Below are 26213 nucleotides of genomic sequence, written 5' to 3'. Positions count from 1 at the left end.
TTTTTTTCCACGACATTCGCAGGGAAAATATGCTATAATTTTATGTCGCAATTTTTTTAAGGAGGATCCTTCGTGAACGAACGTCAAAAAGAACAACAACATGTCAATGAAACCATTGCTCTGATCCACAGAGAACAAGCGATCCTTTCGCAGCAAAAACAAGAGTTAGCCGCTAAAATGGATGATCAATTAAAAGAAATCGCCGATAAGAAAATTCGCGGGGGCGACAGTGAAGCCTTTTATGAATCAGTTATCGAGTACCAGCAGCATGAACAAGAATTGCTGATAAAATACCAAACCGCAGAATCACAAGAAAAACGCGTCAAAACCTTAACAACGATGGCGGGCAATCCGTATTTTGCTCGAATCGATTTCAAAGAAGAACAAGAAACCGAGACCCTCTATTTGGGGATCGCTTCATTGCGAGACAAAGATGAAGAAACGATCGTCATCGACTGGCGCGCACCGATCGCCAATCTTTATTATGAAGGAGAGCTTGGTGAGACCTTCTACGAAACAGACACTGATCGGTTTACGGTAGAATTGCTTTTGAAACGCCAATTTAAAATTCAAAATGGTGAAATCTTGTCGATGGTCGATACTTCGGAGATCATCAATGACGAATTTTTGTTGGAAATATTGGATGAAGCCTCTTCTTCTCAAATGCGTAACATCGTTTCGACGATCCAAAAAGCACAGAATCAAATCATTCGTGATACCACCAATAAATTCTTACTGATCGAAGGAATTGCTGGAAGTGGGAAAACCTCTGCTTTGTTGCAGCGGGTCGCCTTTTTACTTTATCGGAATCGCAAATGGTTGGACGAAAAACAAGTCTTGCTGTTTTCACCCAATCATTTGTTTTCTGACTATATTTCCATGGTCCTGCCTTCTTTAGGTGAAAGTGAAGTGCCCACAAGAACCTTCCACCACTTTATCCAATTGATTCTGACTGGCTATGAAGTGACGAAAGAAACCCAACAAGAAGAAACCTTTTTAAGCGGCGACGATGATGCCATTGAAAAAATCAAAAGTAGTCTTTTCTTGGTGGAAAAAATCAACCGTTATGTCCGTTCGATTGCACCGATCGGTCCCTTGTTCCGTGATCTAAAAATCCAAGGGCAAACCTATTTGACAAAAGAACAGATTCGCCGCTGGTATCAAGAAACCAATAACGAACTGCCGATTTACCAAAGAACCCAACTGCTTCAAACAAAATTATTAAAAAAAATCGGCGGCTTGGAAAAAGATGAAGCCAAAAAAGACTGGGTCAAAGAAGCGACCGAAGAACAATTGCAACAAGTATTTGCCAATGATCCTCATCAAGAATACAGCGAAGAAAACGAACGCCGTTTGCGGAAGAAACTTAGACAGCAGATCGTCCGCAAGAAGTTCCGTTCCTTGACGCGAGGAGTGAAAAACTTTCAGTTTATCAACCAAGCCAAGCAATACTTACACTTTTTACAATCGGTTGAGTCTGCTGCAGTCAAAGAAACTGGCATCGAGGCTGCGACTTGGCAGCAAAGTATTGCCGATATTCGACAAGGCATGCGCCAAAGACAGATCAAACAAGAAGACGCCGTTTTGTTTTTCTTACTGATCAAACAGCTTTATCCTGTTCATGTCGAAGAAAAAGCTCGGTTTATCTTTATCGATGAAATGCAGGATTTTCCACCAGCACAAGTGGCCCTACTGCGTCAGCTTTATCCAAAGGCTGGCATCACCCTGTGCGGCGATTTGAATCAAAAAGTGTATGGCAATGAAACGATCGTCGGGGCATTAGCAGAATTATTCCCCCGCGAAAGTGTGAAACGTTATCAATTGAAAACCAGCTATCGTTCGACTAAGGAAATCACAGATTTCGCCAATCAATTTTTAGTTGGCAGTGATCAAGTGGAATTGACGGCTCGTAAAGGGGCGGTACCAACAATTGTTAAAGGAACTGCAACTGAAAATCTGGCTTTCCTAGAAACCAGTATTCGTGACGCAGCTGAGAATCAGCGTTGGCGCACCGCGATCATTTGTAAAACCGCAAAGGATTGCCAGCAGTTATATGCCCAGCTGGCAGAAACAATGCAGGAACAAGTGCAGCTGATCACCTCTGAAGAAGACTTCATGAAACGCAATGTGATGATCTTCCCGGCCTTTTTAGCAAAAGGGCTAGAGTTTGACCAAGTATTTGTCTGGACACCAGGTGCCACTTTCGTGACTGAACAAGACCAATTGATTTTTTATACAATGGCGACACGGGCGATGCATCAGTTGACCGTCCTCACCCAAGAGGAATTGCCGCTGCTAGCAAAAGCTGATCCTACCACTTATCAGTTCCAAGAAGCATCAACGATCGGATAACAAAAAACATCACTTTCGGCGAGTTCCCAAAGGAAACAAGCCGATCGTGATGTTTTTTTAGCCTTTTAACTCGCCAATAAATAAACGGGTTTCTGGATAGCGCATCCCTACGATGGTTAAAATCATTTGCAGCTCAGAAACGTGTTCGGGATCTTCTGGAACAAATAATTTTGTATGTCGTCCAATGCTGCCGTTATCGATCAAGCGATGGGTACGATTCCACTCACTAAATTCTTCAATCGTCGTAAAGCGACTAAGAGGAAAGCCAGCGCCATCCAGAATTTCTGTCAATCGAAAAAGTACATAGGAACTGTCGATGACAAATTCTTTTCTATGAGGCAAAGCACGCGTTCGTTTATAATCAATAATTGCTTTTTCTGGTCGGTGCTCTAAAAGCCAATCCAACAGCAAGAAGAACCCTTCCATTCGATACTCATCGATAAAGAGCCGTTCAGAGTATTCCGACATGCGAAAGACTAATGGAATCAAGAATCGCTCTTTATAAATTAATAAGGGTGCGCGATCAACGACGACATTTAAATAACGATTCAAATAAGAAGAACCACGATAATCACCTAGACGATACCCTTCTACCCCATACTTTTGATATTTCCGACAAAGAGCCGAGCAGTCAGAAATCGATACAGACACTTCTGCTAGCTTTTCAAAACCACTTAAGATTCGATTAAATGGCTCTAAAACGATTTTTTCTTCCATGTCTGCCCCCCTAACGATTTGTTTGCTTATGTAGTAAATCATAACACATAAAATGTATAGAAACCAACTGAAAAGATGATCAACACAGAAGAATTTTCAGTAAATGAGCAACGCTACCGCTTCATTATTTCTCTTGCATAAGCGATAAAGCTTCTACATAAAAAAACATACTAAAAAAATGGCAGCCAGATTGTCTCTAGGCTGCCAAGTGACACTTATTCTTCCGCGTCTGCCACATTGTGATAGACGTTTTGTACGTCTTCAAGATCTTCTAACACATCGATCATTTTTTCGAATTTTTCTAGATCGTCACCCGTCAAGGTTACTTCATTTTGAGGAATCATTTGCATTTCTGCAATTGAGAATTCAGTGATTCCTTTTTCTTTCAAGGCTTCTTGAATGGCATGGAAGTCACTTGGTTCACCGTGAACGATGATTTGTCCATCTTCTTCAACGACATCACGAACATCGATCTCTTTGTCCATCAAGTATTCTAAGATTTCATCTGCATCGTCACCAGCAAAGCCAAAGAGTGCCGTGTTATCAAACATATAAGCAACGGCCCCTGAAACACCCATATTCCCGCCGTTTTTACCAAAAGCGGCCCGAACATCGGCTGCGGTACGGTTGACGTTATTTGTCAACGTATCGACGATCACCATTGATCCATTTGGTCCAAATCCTTCATATCGAAGTTCTGAGTATTGTTCATCGCCAGAACCTTTGGCTTTTTCAATCGCACGGTCAATAATGTGTTTTGGCACATTGTAGGTTTTCGCACGTTCGATAACAAAGCGTAATTTTTGGTTCGCGTGAGGATCAGGATCACCCGATTTTGCTGCTGCGTAGATTTCGATTCCAAATTTTGCATAAACTCGGCTATTGTTTGCATCTTTAGCAGTTTTTTTCGCTACGATATTTGCCCATTTACGACCCATGATTTCACTTCGCTTTCTTGTTTTTAAAAATCCTTATTCATTATACTTGTCAAATGGCGTTCTGTGAAGTAATTTTCACTTATTTATCAATAAAAAGCGGAATTCTTCGAAAATTTTGTTCTGTGATTTGAGGATTCCCTTGCTGATAAATCTGGTCGATCCGCAATGACAAGCCATAGCGCTGTGCTTCTTGCTTACCAAATTTAGCGATCAGCGGCAGGGTCAGCTCTTTTTTGACCTCTTTTAAATAGTGCTGCCCTTGCTTCGTATACCCTAAGACTCGAATAAAGGAATGTTCTTGAGCTTCCTTCATTTCAGCTTTTGTCACTTGGAACAATACATAACAAGCAAGACGCTGCAGCCGCGTTTGGGTATAGCGTTTTGTCTTTAACAACTTGATAAAATCTGCAAAAGAATCCGCCGCCGTCACATATTGTTTTAGTCGATATTCTAGTCCTTCTTCCATCTGGTAAATAGCAGCTAATTTTTCGATTGGGGCAGAAATGATCTGGTATTGAAGATACGGCCAAAAGGCTTCCCAGTCGACTGTTGCTTGTGAAAGAAAGTTTTGTGTGGCTTCAGGAACAAAATCCACAACAGCTGCACCTTGTTTGATTGCTTGGCGAATGGCTGTTGCACTGGCGATTGTTGGATGATCGAATTGTTCTGAATGATAAGACGCCGCAACGCGTTGGATGGGGACCAAACGCATTGGTTTTTCATAATGCAGCACTTCCCGTGCATACGCCATACCCAACAGATGATTCGGCTGGTCTTTTTCTGCATGGTACTCAGGATAAAGCTCACTGAGGACCATACTCATTTTTTTACTATAGGTAGCATTTTGCCTAGCTATGCGTTGAAATGCGTCATCGATCATCCGCTGATTTTCTTTTTCAAACTGAGCGAACTTTGCATAGTCAAAGGGTTGTTTCGCATCTGTTCCAAAACACAAAGAATCACATTGCAGATTTTGTAAGATCCTAATCGCTCCCGCTGCAAAAAAATCAGCAGACTGGACGGCCCAAGCGGATGGCAGTTCAACGACCAAATCGACGCCATTTTGCAATGCCGCTTGGGCTCGTTGCCATTTATCGATGATTGCTGGTTCGCCACGCTGTAAAAAATTCCCACTCATCACAGCTACAATGACATCAGCGTTGGTTTCTTGCCTGGCTTTGTCCACATGGTATTGGTGGCCATGGTGAAAAGGGTTATATTCTACGACTAGTCCGCAAGCCTTCATCGACATCCCTCCTGTTTTACATAACGGTTACTTATGGCAGACAAAAAACCAGCGACGGCTTTTTTCATTTGGTTTTGTATCGATAAAATCAGCGTAGCATTCAACATTAGCAAAACCAGCATTTTCTAACATTCTTAAATAGCTTTCAAGAGGATAGGTTCTTTCTTGATGAAGCTCATCTAAGCGTTCAAACAACCCATTCTCTTGTGCAACAAAAAAGGTCAAGAAGTGTTCAATGCTATGGTCTTTTTCGCCTTGATAGCTTTCCCAAAGAAAGGCAAATTCATCGGTTTGGTAATGATAGCTATAATCAGGAAAGACTTCATCGATTTGATATACGGAATGCACATCAAATAAAAAGACGCCATCTTCTTCTAAACAACTGTAAACACCATCAAACACTTGCTGCACACTCTGCTCGTCTTCCATGTAGCAAAGGGAGTCAGAATAGCAGGTAATTGCTTGATAGGTGCCAACATCTACGAGATCCAGCATGTCACCCGCAACAAATTGCACAGCCGCCTCTTCTTTTTCAGCCCGTTGACTAGCGATCATCAGCATCTCTTCTGAAAGATCTAACCCAGTCACGTCAAAACCAGCCTTGGCAAACTCAACGGCTAACGCACCAGTTCCACAAGCCAATTCTAACAGCTGTTTTCTTTTTCCTAAATGACGACAAGAAAAATCCAGCCACTTTTTATAGAGACTGGAATCCATTACTTCGTCATAGACAAATGCGAAGGTTTCGTAAGCCATTACGCCACGACCCATTCATTAAGATCCACAAGCGGCGCATCAGACCATAATTTTTCTAGGTTGTAAAAAGCACGTTCTGAGGCACTGAATACGTGAACGATCACGTCACCTAAGTCGATCAAGACCCATTTTCCACCATCTTTTCCTTCGACACGGCGAACAGATACTTGATTTTCTTCTTCTTTATCGATGACTTCATCAATGATCGCATTGATTTGACGTTCGCTATTTCCTGAACAGATCACAAAGTAATCTGCTAGCAAAGAGATTTCCCGCACATCTAATGCCATAATATCTTCGGCATGTTTTGAATCCGCGGCTTTTACAGCAATTTCTAATATTTTCTGACTATCTATGGTAATTCCCTCCTATATTTGGCTACCCAAAAATTGTAGGTTTCGATCGTTTTTGGGTAGATAACTGCTTCTGTTTCGATCAAATGAAGCAAGGTATGTTTCGTTTCGTAAGCAACAGCGGCATCTAAGTCGATCATTGCGATCTCTCTGGCTTCAACGACTCCAGGAAACGTACGTCCGGGTTCGATATAATCTGCCACATAGACGATTTTATCTAGCAGGCTCATCTTGGCTGCTCCGGTTGTGTGCAAACGGATCGCTTGTAAGATTTCTTCATCATCGATTTCTAGTTCTCGTTGAACGAAATCAGCACCGACAAGTCCATGCCAGATAGCATTGTTCCAGTTCAAGAGATCCAAGTCGAATCCGTCTCTACGAATGACTAATTGAAATTCTTCATCGCTGCGTTCTTTCGCATAATCATGCGTCAAGGAGGCGATGCTGGCTTTGACCGGTGAAGCACCATATTTTTCCGCAAGGGCAACGGCCGTTTTTTCGACACCTAACACATGCTCAAAGCGCTTTTGACTCATCTGCATTTGGACCTTTTGCATCAAAAGTTCCCGTTCTGCTTGTGTGTAGTGTTCACTCTTCATCCAAGTACAACCCCTTTTCTTGAATATAGTGTAACACATTATCTGGCAATAAGTAGCGAACCGAACAACCTTGTTGCACTTTTTTACGAATTGTTGTTGAGCTGACATCCATTAGCGGGATATCGATCCAAATAATCGGGTATGGGCTATCGATCGGCACTTCTGGACGACGAACCCCCACAAAAGTCACCAATTCCATCAGCTCATCGATTTGATGCCATTTTGGTAAATAGTTCACCATATCCCCGCCAATGATAAAATAATAATTGGTATCTGGATTCTTAGCTGTCAATTCCCGCATCGTATCAACCGTATAACTCTTACCTTTTCGTTCCAACTCAATGGTCTCTACAGCAAATCGCGGATTATCGGCGATCGCCAACTCCAACATCGCCAAGCGGTGCTCAGCTGGGATCGTCTTTTTCTCATCAACATGAGGCGGTAAATACTCAGGCATGAAATAAACTTTATCCAGCCCTAATGCTTGCCCTACTTGCTCACCCATGACCAGATGTGCGTAGTGTACTGGATTAAAATTCCCACCAAGAATGCCCACTTGCTTTTTCGGTACAAGTTCTTGTGTTTGTGTCTCTAAAACCGTTTGTACCTTTCCAAATGTTTGTCCTTGCATGCCTTCTCCCTCCTAAATTGAACGAACTTTGCTTGAAATCGTTTGGTATTTTTCTTTGCTTGACGGTTTGAATAAAACGATCACTCGTCCGATGATCTGTACCACTTCACAGCCGACTTTCTCACGGATCGTTTCAGCTGCTTCGTCAGCAACCTCATCGGTATTTTGGAGCAATGAGACTTTGATCAATTCTCGTTTTTCTAGCGCTTCTTCAATTTGCGCCATCATCGCGTCATTCAAGCCGCCTTTGCCGATTTGAAAAATCGGGTTTAAATGGTGCGCTTCACTTCGTAAAAATCTTTTTTGTTTTCCTCTTAAGTCCATATTCTTCCTTCTTCCTTATACTAATGCTTTACGTCTAAGCACATCGACACCCTTTGGCGCCCACCCAGCGATGACACACGGTTTGGTGATCGTGATCCAGCCAAGTCCAGCAAAAACGATATCGGTTTTTTCTTTGATTGAAAATTCGAAACGGACGAGTTCAGGAAAATCCGCCACTTCATCTGCTCGCGGCGGCTGCAGCAGCCCACCAACATGTTTCTCATAAAACTCATCGGCTTTCGTTAATTTGGTCCGATGGATCGCCACATCATTTGCTACATAAGCAATAAATGAACTGCGTTCTCCTTGAATGAAATCAAATCGGGCAAGTCCTCCTAAGAACAAAGTTTGTTCTGGATTCAACTGATACACCTTTGGTTTGATCTCTTTGGCTGGTGCCACGATTTTTAGATCTTTTTTACCTAAATAATGCGCCATTTGATGACGATGAATGATTCCTGGTGTGTCGATCAAGAAGTGTCCGTCATCCAATGGAATCTCGATTTTATCCAATGTGGTGCCTGGGAAACGCGAAGTCGTGATCAATTCGTTGATCCCCGCTGTTTGTTTGATGATTTGATTGATCAATGTTGATTTTCCAACATTCGTCACACCCACCACATAGACATCGCGTCCTTCACGATACGTTTCGATCGCTTGCAGTAAAGCTTCCGTTTCACCTGGCTTCTTGGCACTCGTCAATAATACATCCACTGGTCTTAAACCAGCTTCATGAGCACGTTCCTTCATCCATTGGGTCATCTTCGATTTTTTCAAAGATTTTGGCAAAATATCCACCTTGTTGCCCACTAATAAAACAGGATTATTGCCGACAAAGCGGTGCAGTCCTGGGATCAATGAACCATTAAAATCGAAAATATCAACGACATTAACGATCAAGGCTTCTTTTTCCCCGATTTCATTCAGTAGACGCAGAAAATCATCGTCGGTAAGGGAAACATCTTGGATCTCATTGTAATGGCGCAAACGGAAGCAGCGTTGACAATAGACTTCTCCTGATTCAAGTCCTTTTTCTAATGCGGATTGCGGGGTGTAGCCCAATTCATTGGGGTTCGTTGTCTGAATCACTGCCCCGCAGCCGATACAGTGAATTTCTTCGATTCCTTCTGTCATATTAAATTCCTCCACGCCATTTTAACTCTGGGTTGTGCTTCAATAAATAGTTCATGATTTTTCTTTCTGCGGCTCGATTAAATTGGGTTTTCCAAGAATCCGTTGGGATCACTGGTTTCACTAAAATACTGCGAACACCGGCACGATTGGCACCTCGTACATCCGTCATGATTTGATCGCCGATCATCACGACCTCTTCTTTTTTCAAGCCTAATTGCTGATAGCCTTGTTTGATCCCTCTTGAAAAAGGTTTTAATGCGCGGTGTACGTACTTTAAGCCAAAGGGCGCAACTGCCCGTGCCACTCGTTCACTATTGTTGTTGGAAACGACAACTACCGGTATCCCAGCATTTTTCATTTCCAGTAGCCAGTTTTTTAGTTCTTCGGTTCCGTCAGGATTGTTCCAAGCAATCAAGGTATTATCAAGATCGGTCAAAATCCCTTTGATCCCCTGTGCCTTTAGTTGGCTAGGGGTGATTTTATAAATCGCATCGACCATCCAAGTCGGTTTATAATTTGAAAACATAAAATCTCCTTTGCTGCATGATTTCTTCACGTATTAAAAATCGGCGACTAGTCATCGATCCAAATTGTCGATCCTTAAAAAGAAACAGTCCGATCTGCCTACAATCACGCAGATGGTTTCTATCAAGATCAGACCTCTTCAACCTGTAATTATACAATAGAATCTTTTTGAATACTAGCAAGTGCGCCAGTTTCTGCAGGTTTCTTGTAAAAGAACTGAAAAAGGAACCTGCCAAGACAACCGTTTGTCCTATCACTTCTTTAAAGTAGTCTTTTTTCCGTCAAAAAAGCATCCTTTTACTGAAAGGATGCTTAGGAAAGGTCCAAATTTATCACTAACAACTGCGAACTTCTCGCAGTTTACAATACTTTACTCAAAAAATCAATGGTTCGTGGATTTTTCGGATGATCAAAGATCTGTTCTGGCGTTCCTTCCTCCATAATGATTCCCTGATCCATAAATAAAATCCGATCCGCGACTTCTTTCGCAAAGCCCATTTCATGAGTGACGATGACCATCGTCATTCCTTGCTGAGCCAAACGCTGCATGACGGACAATACTTCGCCAACCATTTCTGGGTCTAACGCTGAAGTCGGTTCATCAAAGAGCATCACGTCTGGTTCCATCGCCAAGGCACGTGCGATAGCGATTCGTTGCATTTGTCCACCAGAAAGACTTTGAGGATAGGCTTTTGCTTTGTCTGGTAAGCCAACATCATTTAGTAGTTGTTTTGCCAACTGATCAGCCGCCGATTTTGCTACCTTCTTGACTTTCGTCGGGGACAAAGTAATGTTTTCTAAAACCGTCATATTCGGAAAAAGATTAAAATTTTGAAATACCATACCCATTTTTTCACGCATCTTATACAAATCATTCTTTGGATCGGTAATATCGGTTCCTTCAAAAAAGATTTTTCCGCTTGTCGGTACTTCTAATAGGTTCAAACAGCGTAAAAACGTGCTTTTTCCTGACCCAGATGGCCCAATCACCACTACGACTTTTCCTTGATCGATCGTCGTTGTGATTCCTTTTAGCACTTGATTGCTGCCAAAGGTTTTGTGTAAATCTTGAATATCTAACATCATAGCTTGTCTTCTCCTTTTAACGACGATAGCCTTTGCCTAGTTTCTTTTCCCATAAACTCAATAGTCGCGAAGTCGTAAACGTCAAGATGAAGTAAATGACCGCCGCCACATAGAAAGGCGTTAATGGTTGGAAAGAACTGGTGACAACGATCTGCGCACTGTTCATCAGCTCGTAGATGCCGATCGTTGAAAGCAAAGAGGAATCCTTAATCAAAACGATAAATTCATTGCCTAGTGGCGGCAAAATGTTGCGTAGTGCTTGTGGCAATACGACATAACGCATCGTTTGAAAAGGCCGCAACCCTAAAGAACCAGCCGCTTCTGTTTGACCGTAATCAACGGCATTGATTCCCCCTCGGACGATCTCAGCAACATATGCCCCAGAATTAAGCGAGAGCGCAATGATCCCAGGAAATAGCCGCCCAAAATCAAGACTCAACACGCCGATCGAGACCGTCGGCAAGGCAAACATTCCTTGCAAAAGACCAAAAGCGATCAATATCTGCACCAGCATCGGTGTGCCGCGGATGACTTCAATATACGCATTAGCAAACCAGCGCAAAGGCGTCACTTTTGATAATTTCATTAGGGCGAAAATCACCCCTAGAATCGTTCCAAAGATCACGGTGATGATAGAGATCACGATGGTGATCACCACACCAGAAAGAAAATAAGGGTAATATATCGCTAAAAAGGATAAATCCATAATTGTGTCTACTCCGTTCTATCTATTGCGCCGCATTTTCGTTGGCTAGATCTGTGTTCTTTTGTACATACTCATCGATTGTACCATCTTCAATCAATTCTTTCAAAATACTGTTTAGTTCTTCTTGTAATTCGGTACTCCCTTTAGGTAAAGCAATTGCATAAGAATCGCCTTCAGATGCTTCTAATGCTACATCAGTGATCACGAGGTCATCATTTTGTGCAACATACGATTCAGCAACCGCACTTTCAAGGACCAAACCGTCGATCGAGCCTTGTTTCAATTCATTGACTAGATTCGGAACTTTGGCGATGGAAACCAATTGCGAATCAGCTAATTGATCTTGAACGATCATTTCTTGGATCGAGCCTTTTTGAGCGCCTACTTTTTTGCCAGACAAGCTTTCGATTGAATCAAATGCCGATTCATTGTTTTTATTAACAACTAATTTTTGTTCTGGTGTAAAATAGTTATCGGTGAAATCAAAAGTCTGTTTACGTTCGTCAGTTGCTGAGATGCCTGAAACAGCGATATCGGCTTTCCCTTGTTGCAAAGCAGTCAAAACAGCATTGAAATCAAGGTCCAAAATATTCACTTCGACACCAAGACGATCAGCGATCTCATTGACCATATCGATATCTGCGCCCACGATCGTATCTTTGCCATCGATCAAGGCATGAAATTCAAACGGGGCAAAGTCAGCAGAAGTTGCCACATTTAACACACCAGCTGCTTTGATGGCTTCCAATTGATTATCCGCCGAACCGCTGGCACTAGAACTTCCAGTACTCGATGAGCCGCCATTCCCACAAGCTCCTAAAACCAAAATCCCCGTCAATACAACAAGTGCTCCAAATAATTTTTTCATTAAAAACGCTCCTCTTCAAAACAAATATTTATGCAATATAATCTTCTTATATTCAGAATATATACATAATAGCACAGAATAATTAAATTTTAAACTAAAAACTTCGCCATTTGTACGATTTATTCAATAACACTTTTAATAAAAAAATACTAGGATACCCATCCTCTAATCAGAGTGGATATCCTAGTTTTTAAAATCGGCGAAAACGTTGATACCTTGCCTCAAGCAATTCATCTGTTTGCAAGGTAGAAAGTTCGGCAAGTTTCGTTGAAATTGCCGCTTTCATCTGTTCCATCAATTGCTCTTTCGGTAAAAAGGCCTCTTCATGGGTTTCAGCAATCACTTTTTCAATAACACCGAGTTCATATAGTTCTTGAGCTGTGATCTTCATCAAGCCAGCAGCTTCTTTGGCACGGCTGCCATCTTTCCATAGGATCGAAGCAAAGCCTTCGGGAGATAAAATGGCATAGATCGAATGTTCCATCATCCAAACCTCATCGCCTAATGCCAGTGCTAAGGCACCGCCGCTGCCGCCTTCACCAATGATGATTGCCAAGATCGGCACCGTTAAATCGGACATTTCCATCAAGTTACGGGCAATCGCTTCGCCTTCTCCGCGCTCTTCCGCGCCAATACCGCAAAACGCCCCTGCTGTATTGATCAATGTGACCACAGGTCGCTGAAATTTTTCTGCTTGCTTCATTAAGCGTAACGCTTTGCGATAACCTTCAGGATGTGGTGAGCCAAAGTTTCTGCGTAAATTTTCAGGCAGATTACGGCCTTTTTGAATACCGATCACGGTCACTGGCTTGCCATCTAAACAAGCAATGCCGCCAACAACGGCTTCATCTTCGCCAAACAGACGGTCTCCATGAAACTCTTCAAACTCAGAAAAAATGCCGTCAAAGTAATCCAGTGCCGTCAAACGGTCTTTGCTGCGAGCGAGTTCAACGATCTCGTGGGCTGCTCTAGTCATTGCGATCCCATCCTTTCCGCGTATGCAAAGAAATCAAATGGTGGATTTTCTCCCGCAAGTTCGTCCGTGGAACGATTTGATCGACAAAGCCATGATCTAACAGAAACTCTGCCTTTTGAAAGTCTTCAGGTAGTTCCTGACGAATGGTTTGTTCAATCACACGTCGTCCAGCAAAACCGATCAAGGCTTGCGGTTCTGCCAGGATGATATCCCCTTCCATCGCAAAACTAGCGGTGACGCCACCGGTTGTCGGGTCCGTTAAAACCGTTAGATAAAACAAGCCAGCTTTACTGTGGCGTTTTACCGCGGCAGAGATTTTTGCCATTTGCATCAGCGACAAAATTCCTTCTTGCATCCGCGCACCACCTGAAGCGGTAAAAAGAACAACTGGTAGCTGTTTTTCGATCGCACGTTCAAACAAACGGGTGATCTTCTCCCCCACGACCGTTCCCATACTGCCCATGATGAAATTCGCATCCATGATCCCGATCGCTAACGGCAATCCTTGAACTTTTGCTTCTCCTGTGAGGACAGCCTCATGCAACCCAGTTTTTTCTTGCATTTGTGCGACTTTATCCAAATATCCAGGAAAATCAAGAGGATCTTTTGTGGTTACATCTGTGTCCCATTCTTCAAAACTTTTCTCATCAATCGTGATAGCGATCCGTTCCCAGGCACTGATTCGGAAATTATACCCGCAGTGAGGACAGACTTTCTCTGCCCCCATCTCCTTCGTATAAAGCGTTCGTTTGCAACTAGGACATTTCGCCCAAAGATTATCTGGTACGACTGGTTCGTTCGTTGGCAGCTGACCTCGATTAGGATTGATGCGAATGTAGTTTTTCTTCTTAAATAAAGCCACTCATCTTCCCTCCTATTGTTCAGGTGTCCAATTTGGCAGAAATTCCTCTTGTAAAAAGGCGGTTGTATAGTCTCCCGCAATCACTTTCGGGTGACTGATCAAGTCCATTTGGAATTCTGCATTCGTAATGACACCATCGGTCACTAATTCGGCTAACGCCCGCTGCATCTTCATCAACGCTTCGAAACGGTTCTCGCCGTGAACGATCACTTTAGCGATCATAGAATCATAATAAGGTGGAATCGTGTAGCCAGAATACATGGCACTGTCTACACGAACGCCTAGGCCGCCACTTGGTAAAAACAAATTGTTGATCTTGCCTGGTGACGGTGCAAAATTGAAGGCTGGATTTTCTGCATTGATCCGACATTCGATCGCCGCGCCCGTCATCTTGATGTCTGCTTGCGTCAAACCTAGCGGTTCACCACTAGCGACTTCAAGTTGTTTTTTCACTAAATCAATGTTTGTCACCATTTCGGTGATCGGGTGTTCCACTTGGATTCGAGTGTTCATTTCCATGAAATAAAACTCCCCAGTGTCCGCCATTAAAAACTCGATCGTGCCAGCATTACGATACCCTACCGCTTGTGCGGCACGCACCGCTGCTTCTCCTAGTTCTGCTCGCTTGCTTTCAGAAATCACCACAGAAGGGGATTCTTCCAACACTTTTTGGTTGTTGCGTTGTAGCGAGCAATCGCGTTCACCAAGGTGGATAATATTACCAAAAGAATCACCTAACACTTGCACTTCTATGTGTCGAGCAGGATAAATGATTTTTTCAATGTACATTTCATCGTTGCCAAATGCCGCTTTCGCTTCTTGCTGCGCCGAAGCAAAATGATGAGGCAATGCTTCTTTATCTGCGACTTTCCGTATCCCTTTACCGCCACCGCCGGCCGCAGCTTTGAGCATGACTGGGTAACCAATCTCTTCAGCGATCGTTAAAGCTTCTTCCACATCAGAAATCGCGCCTTTGCTTCCGGGAATGACCGGTACTTCTGCTTCGATCATCAAGCGTCTTGCATTGATTTTGTTTCCCATTGCATCGATAGTCTCACTCTTTGGCCCAATAAAGACGATATTGCATTCCTCGCACATCGCAGCAAAGCGGCTATTCTCTGAAAGGAAGCCAAATCCAGGATGGATCGCCTCAGCCTTTGTGACGATCGCAGCGCTTAGGATCTGCTGTACATTCAAATAAGAGTCGGCTGCTTTGGCAGGTCCGATACAAATCGCTTCATCGGCAAGCTCTGTATGCAACGCTTCTTTATCTGCTTCTGAATAAACGGCGACCGTTTGAATACCTAATTCGCGACAAGCGCGAATGATACGTACGGCGATTTCGCCACGGTTTGCGATCAATACTTTAGAAAACATGTCTCACCTATCCAATCATGAAAGTCAATTCTGCTTCCGCCACTTTTTTCCCATCAACATAGGCAATTCCTTTGCCGATGCCAGCTGCAGATTTCACTTTGATTATTTCTACTTCTAAGATCAAGGTATCGCCTGGTGTTACTTTTTTTCTGAATTTCGCTTTGTCTAAACCGCCAAAGTAGGCAGTTTTCCCACGAAAATCTTCCAATGATAGCAATGCCACAGCACCTGCTTGTGCCATTGCTTCCACGATCAATACTCCGGGCATCACTGGTTCATGGGGAAAATGACCTTGGAAAAACGGCTCATTGATAGTAACGTTTTTCTTCGCAACGACCCGTTTGCCTTCTTCTAACTCCTCTACCCGATCCACTAAAAGCATCGGATAACGATGAGGGATGATTTCTTTGATTTCTTGAATCGTTAATGCGCTCATTGCTTTACCCTTCTTTCACACGGAATAATGGTTGATTGTATTCAACGATTTGTTCGCTTTCAACCAAGACTTCAACTAATTCGCCATCGACGTCGCTGACGATTTCATTCATGACTTTCATCGCTTCAACGATACAGAGAATATCACCTTTTTTCACGTGATCGCCGATTTGTTTGAAGTTGTCTTTATCAGGACTTGGTTTCAAATAAACGACACCCACTAATGGAGAGACAACTTCTTTGCCCTCTAAAACAGGTTTTGCCGTTTCTACTGTGTCCGGTGTTGCTGAGACAGCAGGCGTTGGTGCAACAGGAGTTGGCGCAGCATTCGCTGCAGGAGCAGATGCAGGTGCAGAGGATGCACTTTGTAGCCCACTTGTCGTATTTTTATTAAAATAAAGTTCAAATGTCTCTTTTTTTAATTGAAGCTCAGTTAACGTCGATTGATCGAATTGGCTGAGCAGCTCTTTTACCTCATGTGTTTCCAATTACGCTTCCTCCCAACGTTTCAGCAAGATCACTGCATTATGACCGCCAAACCCAAGTGAATTACTCATGGCATAGGTCAATTCTGCTGGTTGGCTTTGATTGATAACAACGTTCAAGTCGATCTCAGGATCTTGTTCTGTCACGTTGATGGTTGGTGGAATAAATTGATGTTGTAATGCTAATAGTGAAGCAATGGCTTCGATTCCACCAGCCGCTCCAAGCAAATGACCAGTCATTGACTTTGTACTGCTGACATATGGTTTTTTATAGTCTTCGCCCAATCCGTATTGGATCGATGTCGCTTCTGCACTGTCATTGGCAGGCGTGCTTGTACCGTGGGCATTGATGTAGCCAACTTCAGCCGGGGTGATCGCTGCTTCTTGCATCGCCAATTTCATTGCTTTTCCAGCACCTGATCCATCTGGATTTGGCGCAGTCATATGGTAGGCATCACAGTTCGCACCATACCCTACGACTTCACCTAAAATCGTTGCCCCACGTTTTTGCGCATGCGCCAATGATTCTAAAATGAAGACACCAGCGCCTTCACCCATGACAAACCCACTACGATTTTTATCAAACGGAACGGAAGCTTTGTCAGGGTCTGATTCAGTGGTTAACGCCGTCAGAGACGCAAAACCAGCGATACCGATTTCACAGATCGTCGCTTCTGAACCACCAGCGATCATGACATCTGCGTAGCCATGCTTGATGTTCCGAAAAGCTTCACCGATTGAATGGGTACCAGAAGCACAGGCGGAAACAGTCGTCGTACAAATGCCTTTCGCACCTACCCGTAATGCAATGTTGCCGGCAACCATATTTACGATCGACATCGGTACGAACATTGGTGATACCCGGTTTGCTCCTTTGTCATGCATCCGAATTACTTGGTCTTGAATCGTTGGCAAGCCGCCGATCCCTGAACCAACCATCACGCCAAAACGATCCACATCAATGGTTTCTGTATCTAACTTCGCCATTTCCATCGCTTCTAACGCCGCATAAATTCCATAAATGGAAAAAAGATCCATCCGCTTCGTATCTTTTTTAACGAAGTACTTTTCTAACGGAAAATCTTTGACCTCAGCGGCAACTGAGATCCCAGTTGCTTCTGCGTCAAATTTTGTAATCGGGCCGATGCCGTTGGTCCCGTTTTGTAAACTTGCTAAAAATGTTTCTGGGTCATTTCCGATTGGAGAAGTGACGCCGTATCCTGTAACTACTACTCGATTCATCTATTCTTCCTCCTACCCTTGCATTGCCATCCCGCCGTCTACACTGATCACCTGACCAGTGATGTAGGGGCTTTTTGCTAAAAAGACTGCTGTTTGCGCAACATCCTGTGTGGAACCAAAACGCTGTAATGGAATATTTGCCAATGATTGTTCTTTGACTTTATCCGACAGCACTTCAGTCATCTCTGTTTCGATAAATCCTGGGGCGATCGCATTGCAGGTGATCCCCCGAGCGGCACCTTCACGAGCGGCAGATTTCGTAAAACCGATCACGCCAGCTTTACTTGCCGCATAGTTGGCTTGCCCGATATTTCCCGTCAAGCCGACCACACTCGTCAAATTGATGATGCGGCCTTCTCGCAGCTTCATCATTTTTTTCAACGCGTGCTGCGTCATATTGAAGGTACCAGTCAAATTGATTTTGATCACTGAATCAAAATCTTCGGGTTTCATTCTCAACAATAATTTGTCATTCGTGATCCCGGCATTATTGACTAAAATGTGGATCGGTCCGACTGCCGCTTCTGCTTCTAAAAGCATGGCTGCCGCTTGATCAAAATCAGAAATGTCCCCATTGATCGCTACACATTTCACGCCGTAGCTGGTGATGCGATCGATCAGTGACTGGGGAATTTCTTTTCGTCCATTTAAAACGATATTCGCTCCTTCTTTGGCAAAGGCTTCCGCGATGGTAAAACCGATCCCTCGCGAGCTACCAGTTACAAAGACGTTTCTATTTTGCAGATCCATAAATTCCTCCTAGTTGAATCGGGCTAGTGTATCTGCCAACGTTTGGCTATCTTCTACACGCGCAGTCTGTATTTCTTTGTCTATTTTCTTCATAAAACCGCTCAATACTTTTCCTGGTCCGATCTCGATGACTTGTTGGATGCCAAGCTGCTTCAGTGTCGCAATGCTTTCGTAAAAACGCACTGGCGATTTCACTTGCAGCGTCAACAGTTCCTTGATTTGGTCTTGCTGCATTGGCTGCGCGGTCGTATTGCTGATGACAGGTACTTGTAACTCATCAAAGGTGATTTGAGCTAATTCCTGTGCTAGTTGCTGCGATGCGGGTTCCAACAAAGCAGTATGGAAAGGACCGCTGACATTTAAAGGAATCACCCGTTTGGTTCCAGCAGCTTGTAACAATTCCACCGCTTTATCCACTGCCGGCGCTTCACCGCCAATGACGATCTGCTGCGGCGTATTGTAATTCGCTGGTGTCACGATCCCCACTTGACTTGCTTCTTTACAGATTTCTTCAATCGTTTCAGCGGGTGTGTTCATCACAGCGACCATTTTCCCAATACCTGCTGGCGCCGCACTTGCCATATACCGACCGCGCTTTTGCACCAATGCGACTGCTGTCTGGAAATCAAGCGCACCACTAGCGACTAAGGCTGTATATTCGCCTAAACTCAAGCCAGCAACAGCATCTGCTTTGATTCCTTGCGCATCCAAAAGTCGCCAAAAAGCCGTACTTACCGTTAAGATGGCAGGCTGCGTATATTCCGTCTGGTTTAAACGTTCGTTTTCAGTAAAGCATAGCTCGGCCATATCATATCCTAGAATGGTGCTGGCTTGTTCAAACGTCTCACGAACGATTGCTTCTTGGTGATAGAGCTCTTCTCCCATATGGGGGTACTGTGCGCCTTGACCGCTAAATAAAAAGGCTGTCTTCATCTTGCACTCCTTCATTACTTTGATCGTTGTCGTTGGAGAACATGGCTTCTTGCAGTTCGTCTATGAATCAGCAAAAACACGTTCTTAAAAAGGAAAGGCTAGGCTGTCTGCCTAGCCTTTGTTTTATGCTTGTTGTTTTTCTACATATTTAACTAGATCTTCAACGGTTGTGATACCATCTTCTGTTTCGATCTTCACATCGAATTCATCTTCGATCTCGTTAATGATTTGGAAAAGATCCAAGCTGTCTGCTTCTAAATCTTCTTGGATGTTTGTGTTCAATTTGATTTCTTCTTTTTCTTTTCCTAATTCTTCTGCTACGATTTCTTGAATTTTTTCGAATACCATGTGTATATTCCTCCAATGTGTTTTTCAATAGTAATTTTGTTTCGTGAACAAGTTATAAGGTGGCTAACATAGTTCCCCATGTCAATCCGCCGCCAAAACCTGAGAACACCACTTTTTGACCACTGCCAAGTGACAGTGTACCTCGTTTGATTTCTTCATCTAGCAATAACGGAATCGAGGCTGCCGAAGTATTGCCATAATCTTGCATATTTTGCAAAAATTTCTCACGGGGCTGCTTCAGCTTGCGAGCAACTTTGTCTAAAATACGTGAATTTGCTTGGTGAAGCAAAAAATAATCGATTGCTTCATCTTGTGTCAGATCATTGATCGAGGCGACCACATCACGCGTCGCAAAATCAAAGATTTCTCGTCCAATCATTTGCATACAAGCACTATACGCCGGAGCGTTTTGTGAAAAAGGATTCTCATTCGTTCGAAAACCAGATGTTAAGGACATGCCTCGCGTCCCATCTGCTTTTAAAGACTCTTTGAGCAAATGCTGCTCTGAAGATGCTTCCAGCAATAGACCGCCGGCACCATCTCCGAATAAAACAGCCGTCGAACGGTCGTTCCAATCCAAGACTTTTGAAAGTACTTCTCCACCGATGACCACTCCTTTTTTAGCGCCCGTTCGAATCAGTTTTTCAGCCATAGACAATGCATACACGAAACCAGCACATGCTGCACTGATATCAAAAGCAAAGGCATTGACTGCCCCAATCGCCCCTTGGACTTGGCAAGCAACCGCCGGTGTATTGAAATCCGGTGTGATCGTCGCTACCAAGATAAAATCTAGACTTTCTGCTGAAAGCTGAGCATCTTGCAAGAGCGTTTGAGCGACGCGAATACAAAGGTCTGAAGTGTTTTCGCCAACAGCGACTCTTCTTCGTTTGATTCCCGTGCGAGAATGGATCCATTCATCTGAAGTATCCATCAAATTTGATAGATCATCATTTGTTACGATTTTTTCTGGAACATAACTTGCAGTCGCGGTAATTTTTCCAAACATATTCATCCATTATTCTCACTTATAATCTTGTAAAAAGTCATGCAGATTTTTCAGTGCTTTCAACAGTGCCTGTTCCTCTTCAGGAGACATCTGACTCAAGACACCCTTCACCATCTCACGATGAAAATGCTGATGAACACGATAAAGGAGTTTTCCTTTTTTCGTCAAACCTAGTTTGACGACTCGCCGATCATCTTCACTGCGAATCCGTTCTACATATTCTTTTTTCACCAAACGATTGATCGCGATGGTCAAAGTCCCAACAGTGATCGAAAGCTCTTTGGCAACTTCAGTCGTGGTCTTTTTTTTGTACATCCCGATGGCTTCGATGGTATGCATTTCGGTAATTGAAAGGTCTTTGAATTGAGATTTTTTCAATTCAGATTCTTCAATCACTAAGATGTCATTAAAGACGCTGACTAAGTAGTCATTAACTGTTTCTAAATTGGGTTCCATAACCTTCACCATCCGAATACTTTGATAATCAAATCATTTGATAGTCAAACTATATCGGAAGTTATTGAGAAATGCAAGAATTTTTTCGAACTTTTTTTATTTTTAAGCGCATTTTTATTTAAGAATTGATTTTCTAAGATTTTAAAAGCTGCGAGTTGACAAAATAATCCGTTTCCGTTATAGAGAAATTTCCTTTGAATGTCAAAGTTTATCATTGCGTTGCCTCACTCTATTTCTAATTTTTTCTTGTCAATGGCCAGCAAACGTTGCTCTCTTACGCTTCATCTGCTACTCTTTGAAGGAAGGAGAGGAACGATCGATGAATCTGAACAAAGAGTTTCTAAAAAACAAAGCAAATGCACTGCCTGAAAAGCCTGGTGTTTATTTAATGAAAGATCAGCACAACGAAGTCTTGTATGTAGGAAAAGCCAAATCATTGAAACAGCGTGTCGTTTCTTACTTCCGAAAAAATCAGCAGCATGCCAATAAGGTGCTTCGACTTGTTTATAATGTCGTTGATTTTGAAACCATCGAAACAGATACAGAATTGGATGCACTATTACTTGAATGTCGTTTGATCCAAGCTTTTCATCCTATCTACAACCGACAAATGAACCATTCAGCCAACTATTGCTTTGTTGACTTGACGAATCATACCTTCACGATCACTCAAACACCACAAATTGGCAGTTATGGTCCCTTTCGGCAAACAAAAAAATTGCCAGCATTGTTTCAAGTATTGTCAGAAACCTTTCAATTGCCGACTGTCAACGAACTGACGCTATTGACCTTGCGTAAGCAACTCCCTCAAATGGATGCGTATCCCTTGGAACAGAAGTGGCGAGAAATCGGCTGTTTTTTTGCAGGAAAGAAGACCGACTGTTTTTCACTCCTTAAAAAACGCTTAGCATATCTGATTGATCACTTATTGTTTGAGCAAGCTAGTGTACTGCAGCGCGAGATCCATTTAGCAAAAAGCTTTTACCAAGAAATCGTGAGGGTCAATCAGTTTATTCAAGAACCAGAAGTGATTTTTTCTATTCCCCTTGACTTAGAGGAGCCAGGATCACAGACGACTCAAATCAAATACTATCAAGTTAGCTTTGGCAAGTTGATCCAAACAAAAGTTCTTTCTCCCGAGGAAACATTCCAGCCACTCCCGCCAGCAAGCGCTGCGCTTCCTTTAGCCCCGGAAGATCTCGATCCATTAGGGATCATCCTTAATCACTTGTATCGCCAAGAAAAAGCAGCAGATAAATAAAAAACAGCAAGCCCAAGTAGGCTTGCTGTATAGAAATGAGAAAGCGACGACGAACGTCCCACTCATTCTTATTGGATCAAATCATAGATTTCCATGGCTACAATATCAACATTATCAAATTGATAAGATTGACTTGATTCTGCTTCCGTTAATTCAAACGTTTCTGTCGAATTGTCATAAGTAACGGTACATTTTTCGACGCCTTCTTTTTCAAAACGACGTACTTGAACTTCATTGTCTTGCGCTTCGACCATCGCTTCTAAACGTTTGATGATAGCGACTAATTGCGAACTTTTCATTCGTAAGCCTCCTTTTTCTGTCCGTTATATTGTATCAAAACATCCTCTATCTTGCATTGATTTTTCGTATTTTTTTTGTCATTTTAAGATTTTTTTCCATCTTGCCACCAAAGTTTAATCAGCGCCTGCGTTCCGTCATTTTCGAAGCCTTTTTCGGCCAACTGATCATACAATTTTTTAGCTAAAGTGGTGCTCGGCAAATCCAATCCCATCTTCTTAGCCTCATCCAAAGCAATCCCCAAATCTTTGATGAAATGTTTGACAAAAAAGCCTGGTGAATAATTCTCTTTTAGGATACGAGGACTGTAATTCGTCATGGACCAATTGGCTGCCCCACCACCAGAAAGGGTTTCAATCACTCGTGGTAAATCAAGACCCGCTTGGTTCGCATAGACCAGCATTTCTGTCATCCCCGTCATGGTTCCGGCAATCATGATCTGATTGGCCATTTTCGTATGCTGACCCTTCCCTGCCCCTCCTTGAAGTTGAAACGTCTTTCCTAATACTTCAAAAAGTGGTTTTACTTGTTGGTAAGCTTCTTCATCGCCACCAACCATAATCGTTAGCGTGGCGTTTCTCGCACCAAGATCCCCACCAGAAACTGGCGCATCAATACTCGCTGCTCCTTTTTCCTTCGCTGTCTGGTAGATTCGTTCTGCCAAATCAGGCGTACTGGTGGTAAAATCCACCAATGTTTTGCCAGTCACAGCCGTTTGAAAAATCCCTTGAGGCCCATAGTAAACCTCTTCAACGTCGGATGGATAACCAACCATTGTAAAGATGATTTCACTTTCTGATGCAACTTCTGTTGGGGTGTCACACCAAATTGCTCCATTCGCAACGAGTTCATCTGTTTTCGCTTTCGTCCGATTGTAAACATTCACTGTATGTCCTGCAGCTAAGAGATGACCAACCATCGCTTGACCCATGACACCAGTACCGATAAATCCTAATTCCATGCAGATCCCTCCAAAATAAAAAAGTTCATGTCTTTAGTATACGCTAAAAACATGAACTTGCGAAAATTTTCTGTTTAATCGATCGTTCGGCGAAAGGCCTTTAATTTTACTTTGAATTTTTCTAACGTCTGCTCGGTTTCTTTTTCGATGCGTTCTGTTTCATAATAAGCGACCATGTCATGGTAGAAAGATAGCATCGACTCACCGAAGCGCAATGCCGAGATCTCGTACATTTTTCTAGCAAGAACTTCGGGATCAGCAGGAATCTTTCGTTCATAATAATCAATAAATGCTTTTGCGAAATCCCGATCACTCTCATAGGTGACGCCTAAAGACGGATCGTCGATCAAGGTATTTAAGTAGTCATTACCTTCAACGACTAACGGTGTTCCAGCAGCCATTGCTTCCGTGTAAGTCAGTCCTTGTGTTTCTGATGTGGACGCACTAACGAAGTAATCCGCAGCGTGGTAATAGATCGCCACTTTATCATTTGCCACTTCGCCGACAAATTGAACATGGTCAGATAGAGCCATATCCACCACTTTTTCTTCTAATTTTTCTTTATGCGGACCTTTCCCAACGATCACTAATTGCGCATCAGGAATCTTCGTTAAAATTTCTGGCATGCCGTCGATGATTGCTTGGATATTTTTTTCATAAGAAATACGACTGAGGGAAAGCAGCATGGGTTGATTCTCAGTGATGCCCAATTTCTCCCGCAATTCTTTTTTCATGTCAGTTGTAATGTCCGGTCGGCGAAACTTCTCAACTTCGATCCCTGTGGGGATGATCCGCATCGGTGAAACCACACCATACCCTCTCAGCGTATCAATGACCCGTTCACTTGGACAAACAACACCTGTCGAGTGGTTGGCAAAGAGCCGTGAAAGATATTTCACGTGAGATGGCCGCAAGACCTTCCCGTTGGCGATGTAGTGCAAGTAGTCTTCATACATCGTATGGTAGGTATGGATCACAGGAATCTGCAATTTGCGCCCCACCATTTTCCCCAACATCCCAGAGCCAAACTCGGTATGGGTATGGATCAATTCCAACTCTAATTCTTTGGCGATCAAATAGGCATACAACATGCCGCGAACCACGATTCGCCGATCTTTGAAGGACACAAACGGGACACTTGGCATGCGAATGATATCTTCTTCGTCCAGATCAGCATTGGGATCGGTCGTAGTAAAGATATACACTTTATGGCCTTTTTTCTCAAGCTCTTCTTTCAATGTCTTGATCGATGTCGCCACACCACTTACCTGGGGGAAGTAGGTGTCTGTAAAAAATCCGATTTTCAAAACGGTACCTCCAAACTTTACATTAGTTTCTTCATTTCGTATTCATCACTTTTGTATAAACTTCTTTTAGCTCATATCCGATTTCATCAATACTCTTTTGCTTAGCCGTTTCATAACCCGCTTCACTTAACTGTGGTAACGTGCCTTCCACGATTCCTTTGATTTTCTCAATAAATCCTTCATTGTTTTTTTCCATGTATGCATTGCGCCCATTACTTAGCCACCCTTTGTAAACAGGAATATCCCGAACGAGCACATTTTGGCGGCTGGCTAACGCCTCAAGGACGACGATCCCTTCTGTTTCTTCATAAGATGGAAAGAAGAATAAATCGGCAGCGGAATATGCGCCTTCGATAATGTCTCCTTTGATATAGCCGGGAAACAACACATTTTCTGGATGGTCTTCATTGACGAGGTCGCGGATCTGTTTAGGAATCGTCATCATTGGTGTATGACCAAACCAGATAAACGTATACTCGGGCAACTGTCTAGCTATCTCTACAAAATCAAGAATGCCTTTTCGTTCAAAAAATAAACCGACGGATATAATGACTTTTTGATCTGGTATGAGATTGAAATACTCACGAAAGGCTTTTTCTTTCTCTTGATCCGGCTGATATTTGGCTAGATCGATGCCGTTTGAGATTGCCTTGATCGGTACTTGGATACCATACCCTTCCAAAAGTTCTTTCGAATAAGGAGTCGGGGTGATCAACTGATCGGCTCTAGAATAAAGATTGATCAAATATTTTTTATATAATGGCGAAAGCTGGTTTGAGCCGATAAATGAATTCCGAAAATCCTCTTCTGTAGAATGGGCATGGTAAATCACTTTTTTCCCTTGTCTTTTGGCTTTGTTGACCATGTGCATACTATTGATCCCATACGTGTTGATGTGAAGAATGTCATAATCCTCATCATTTTTATCAAGAGTAAAAGGAATCCCGACAGATGTCAGCGCTCGTTGCTGATGGGCCAACGCGCGACCGATACCTGATTTAGCTAATAATTTTTCTCCTTCAAAATAAAGAAGTACTTTCAAAGATGATTCCTCCTTGGAAATGCTTATATCTGATATTAGTATACCATAGGCGATCGGAGACATACTCCTACCATGGTCCTAGATTTTGTTCCCCATTTAATCATGATACGTGAAAAACCTACGAATTCATAGCTTTATACCAAGATATGACAAAACTGTTCGTTTTCTGAAAAAACGAGGAGGCTGTTGCAAGTCAAATCGAACAAGAAGGCTTCTTAAAACAAAAAAAAGGCAACA

General features: G+C 42.9%; 30 protein-coding genes. 2 read left to right on the top strand and 28 right to left on the bottom strand.

Annotation, left to right across the window (positions count from 1 at the left end):
- Positions 1-72 precede the first annotated feature (72 nt).
- Positions 73-2352 (top strand): RNA polymerase recycling motor HelD, encoded by a 2280-nt coding sequence (gene helD / locus A5878_RS07505; RefSeq protein ID WP_086295198.1) that lies wholly within the window; start codon positions 73-75, stop codon positions 2350-2352.
- A 57-nt stretch (positions 2353-2409) separates the two neighbouring features.
- Here the strand turns inward: helD and A5878_RS07500 are convergent, their stop codons facing one another.
- The 24 genes from A5878_RS07500 to A5878_RS07380 form a co-directional block, all read right to left on the bottom strand.
- Positions 2410-3069, bottom strand: coding sequence for a hypothetical protein (locus A5878_RS07500; protein ID WP_005225912.1), 660 nt, complete (start codon positions 3067-3069; stop codon positions 2410-2412).
- Positions 3070-3284: 215 nt separating this feature from the next.
- On the bottom strand, positions 3285-4007 hold the full coding sequence (locus A5878_RS07495) for a YebC/PmpR family DNA-binding transcriptional regulator (RefSeq protein ID WP_005225911.1): 723 nt from the start codon (positions 4005-4007) through the stop codon (positions 3285-3287).
- Positions 4008-4086: 79 nt separating this feature from the next.
- On the bottom strand, positions 4087-5253 hold the full coding sequence (locus tag A5878_RS07490) for a nucleotidyltransferase (protein ID WP_086295196.1): 1167 nt from the start codon (positions 5251-5253) through the stop codon (positions 4087-4089).
- Positions 5254-5280: 27 nt separating this feature from the next.
- Entirely contained in the window at positions 5281-6009 is a 729-nt protein-coding gene (locus A5878_RS07485) for a class I SAM-dependent methyltransferase (RefSeq protein WP_034695540.1), read from the bottom strand.
- Positions 6009-6350, bottom strand: a complete 342-nt coding sequence (rsfS, locus tag A5878_RS07480; RefSeq protein WP_034695537.1) for a ribosome silencing factor — start codon at positions 6348-6350, stop codon at positions 6009-6011. Before rsfS ends, A5878_RS07485 begins: the two co-directional genes overlap by 1 nt.
- 11 nt (positions 6351-6361) lie before the next feature.
- On the bottom strand, positions 6362-6961 hold the full coding sequence (gene yqeK / locus A5878_RS07475; protein WP_086295194.1) for a bis(5'-nucleosyl)-tetraphosphatase (symmetrical) YqeK: 600 nt from the start codon (positions 6959-6961) through the stop codon (positions 6362-6364).
- Positions 6951-7592 carry a nicotinate-nucleotide adenylyltransferase gene (locus A5878_RS07470; RefSeq protein ID WP_005225906.1) on the bottom strand — a complete coding sequence of 214 codons (642 nt, stop codon included), beginning with the start codon at positions 7590-7592 and terminating at the stop codon, positions 6951-6953. The genes yqeK and A5878_RS07470 overlap by 11 nt, the downstream gene beginning before the upstream one ends.
- A 12-nt stretch (positions 7593-7604) precedes the next feature.
- Entirely contained in the window at positions 7605-7916 is a 312-nt protein-coding gene (yhbY, locus tag A5878_RS07465) for a ribosome assembly RNA-binding protein YhbY (protein ID WP_005225905.1), read from the bottom strand.
- Between the two features lie 15 nt (positions 7917-7931).
- Positions 7932-9050 carry a ribosome biogenesis GTPase YqeH gene (yqeH, locus tag A5878_RS07460; protein ID WP_010748089.1) on the bottom strand — a complete coding sequence of 373 codons (1119 nt, stop codon included), beginning with the start codon at positions 9048-9050 and terminating at the stop codon, positions 7932-7934.
- Position 9051: 1 nt separating this feature from the next.
- Complete coding sequence (locus A5878_RS07455) at positions 9052-9576, bottom strand: YqeG family HAD IIIA-type phosphatase (protein ID WP_005225903.1); 525 nt, start codon at positions 9574-9576, stop codon at positions 9052-9054.
- Between the two features lie 359 nt (positions 9577-9935).
- Positions 9936-10661: an amino acid ABC transporter ATP-binding protein gene (locus tag A5878_RS07445; protein WP_086295192.1), complete on the bottom strand. Its 726-nt coding sequence runs from the start codon at positions 10659-10661 to the stop codon at positions 9936-9938.
- 16 nt (positions 10662-10677) lie between these two features.
- Positions 10678-11367: an amino acid ABC transporter permease gene (locus tag A5878_RS07440; protein ID WP_005225900.1), complete on the bottom strand. Its 690-nt coding sequence runs from the start codon at positions 11365-11367 to the stop codon at positions 10678-10680.
- A 22-nt stretch (positions 11368-11389) separates the two neighbouring features.
- Complete coding sequence (locus A5878_RS07435) at positions 11390-12235, bottom strand: transporter substrate-binding domain-containing protein (RefSeq protein ID WP_005225899.1); 846 nt, start codon at positions 12233-12235, stop codon at positions 11390-11392.
- Positions 12236-12425: 190 nt separating this feature from the next.
- The gene (locus A5878_RS07430) at positions 12426-13211 is read right to left on the bottom strand and encodes an acetyl-CoA carboxylase carboxyl transferase subunit alpha (protein ID WP_010748087.1); all 786 of its coding nucleotides are present in this window, start codon (positions 13209-13211) and stop codon (positions 12426-12428) included.
- Entirely contained in the window at positions 13204-14073 is an 870-nt protein-coding gene (accD, locus tag A5878_RS07425) for an acetyl-CoA carboxylase, carboxyltransferase subunit beta (protein WP_005225897.1), read from the bottom strand. Before accD ends, A5878_RS07430 begins: the two co-directional genes overlap by 8 nt.
- A gap of 12 nt (positions 14074-14085) precedes the next feature.
- Positions 14086-15450 (bottom strand): acetyl-CoA carboxylase biotin carboxylase subunit, encoded by a 1365-nt coding sequence (locus tag A5878_RS07420; RefSeq protein WP_005225896.1) that lies wholly within the window; start codon positions 15448-15450, stop codon positions 14086-14088.
- 7 nt (positions 15451-15457) lie between these two features.
- On the bottom strand, positions 15458-15886 hold the full coding sequence (gene fabZ, locus A5878_RS07415) for a 3-hydroxyacyl-ACP dehydratase FabZ (protein WP_005225895.1): 429 nt from the start codon (positions 15884-15886) through the stop codon (positions 15458-15460).
- A 4-nt stretch (positions 15887-15890) separates the two neighbouring features.
- Positions 15891-16373: an acetyl-CoA carboxylase biotin carboxyl carrier protein gene (gene accB, locus A5878_RS07410; protein ID WP_016610184.1), complete on the bottom strand. Its 483-nt coding sequence runs from the start codon at positions 16371-16373 to the stop codon at positions 15891-15893.
- Positions 16374-17612: a beta-ketoacyl-ACP synthase II gene (gene fabF, locus A5878_RS07405; protein ID WP_016610185.1), complete on the bottom strand. Its 1239-nt coding sequence runs from the start codon at positions 17610-17612 to the stop codon at positions 16374-16376.
- A 12-nt stretch (positions 17613-17624) separates the two neighbouring features.
- Positions 17625-18362, bottom strand: coding sequence for a 3-oxoacyl-[acyl-carrier-protein] reductase (fabG, locus tag A5878_RS07400; protein WP_008378189.1), 738 nt, complete (start codon positions 18360-18362; stop codon positions 17625-17627).
- A gap of 9 nt (positions 18363-18371) precedes the next feature.
- Positions 18372-19295 carry an ACP S-malonyltransferase gene (gene fabD / locus A5878_RS07395; RefSeq protein ID WP_086295190.1) on the bottom strand — a complete coding sequence of 308 codons (924 nt, stop codon included), beginning with the start codon at positions 19293-19295 and terminating at the stop codon, positions 18372-18374.
- A 123-nt stretch (positions 19296-19418) separates the two neighbouring features.
- Positions 19419-19643 carry an acyl carrier protein gene (locus A5878_RS07390; protein WP_005225890.1) on the bottom strand — a complete coding sequence of 75 codons (225 nt, stop codon included), beginning with the start codon at positions 19641-19643 and terminating at the stop codon, positions 19419-19421.
- A 52-nt stretch (positions 19644-19695) separates the two neighbouring features.
- A complete protein-coding gene (locus A5878_RS07385; protein WP_086295188.1) occupies positions 19696-20658 on the bottom strand; it encodes a beta-ketoacyl-ACP synthase III in 963 nt (320 codons plus the stop codon).
- A 9-nt stretch (positions 20659-20667) separates the two neighbouring features.
- Positions 20668-21108, bottom strand: coding sequence for a MarR family winged helix-turn-helix transcriptional regulator (locus tag A5878_RS07380; RefSeq protein ID WP_008378199.1), 441 nt, complete (start codon positions 21106-21108; stop codon positions 20668-20670).
- Between the two features lie 319 nt (positions 21109-21427).
- On the opposite strand from A5878_RS07380, the gene A5878_RS07375 reads away from it, so the two are divergent.
- Positions 21428-22369: a GIY-YIG nuclease family protein gene (locus tag A5878_RS07375; protein ID WP_086295186.1), complete on the top strand. Its 942-nt coding sequence runs from the start codon at positions 21428-21430 to the stop codon at positions 22367-22369.
- 68 nt (positions 22370-22437) lie between these two features.
- Here A5878_RS07375 and A5878_RS07370 read toward each other — a convergent pair whose 3' ends face one another.
- The 4 genes from A5878_RS07370 to A5878_RS07355 all read right to left on the bottom strand — a co-directional run bounded on the left by A5878_RS07370 (position 22438) and on the right by A5878_RS07355 (position 25976).
- The gene (locus A5878_RS07370; RefSeq protein WP_005225886.1) at positions 22438-22668 is read right to left on the bottom strand and encodes a YkuJ family protein; all 231 of its coding nucleotides are present in this window, start codon (positions 22666-22668) and stop codon (positions 22438-22440) included.
- An 83-nt stretch (positions 22669-22751) separates the two neighbouring features.
- Positions 22752-23627, bottom strand: coding sequence for an NAD(P)-dependent oxidoreductase (locus A5878_RS07365; RefSeq protein WP_086295184.1), 876 nt, complete (start codon positions 23625-23627; stop codon positions 22752-22754).
- 74 nt (positions 23628-23701) lie between these two features.
- Entirely contained in the window at positions 23702-24934 is a 1233-nt protein-coding gene (locus tag A5878_RS07360) for a glycosyltransferase family 4 protein (protein WP_005225884.1), read from the bottom strand.
- Between the two features lie 31 nt (positions 24935-24965).
- Positions 24966-25976, bottom strand: a complete 1011-nt coding sequence (locus tag A5878_RS07355; protein WP_086295182.1) for a glycosyltransferase — start codon at positions 25974-25976, stop codon at positions 24966-24968.
- Positions 25977-26213: the final 237 nt, after the last annotated feature.

Origin of the sequence: Enterococcus sp. 3G6_DIV0642, from assembly GCF_002140635.1 — a bacterium.
GTDB lineage: Bacteria > Bacillota > Bacilli > Lactobacillales > Enterococcaceae > Enterococcus_D > Enterococcus_D casseliflavus.
This window is presented reverse-complemented; position numbering and strand designations above follow the sequence as displayed.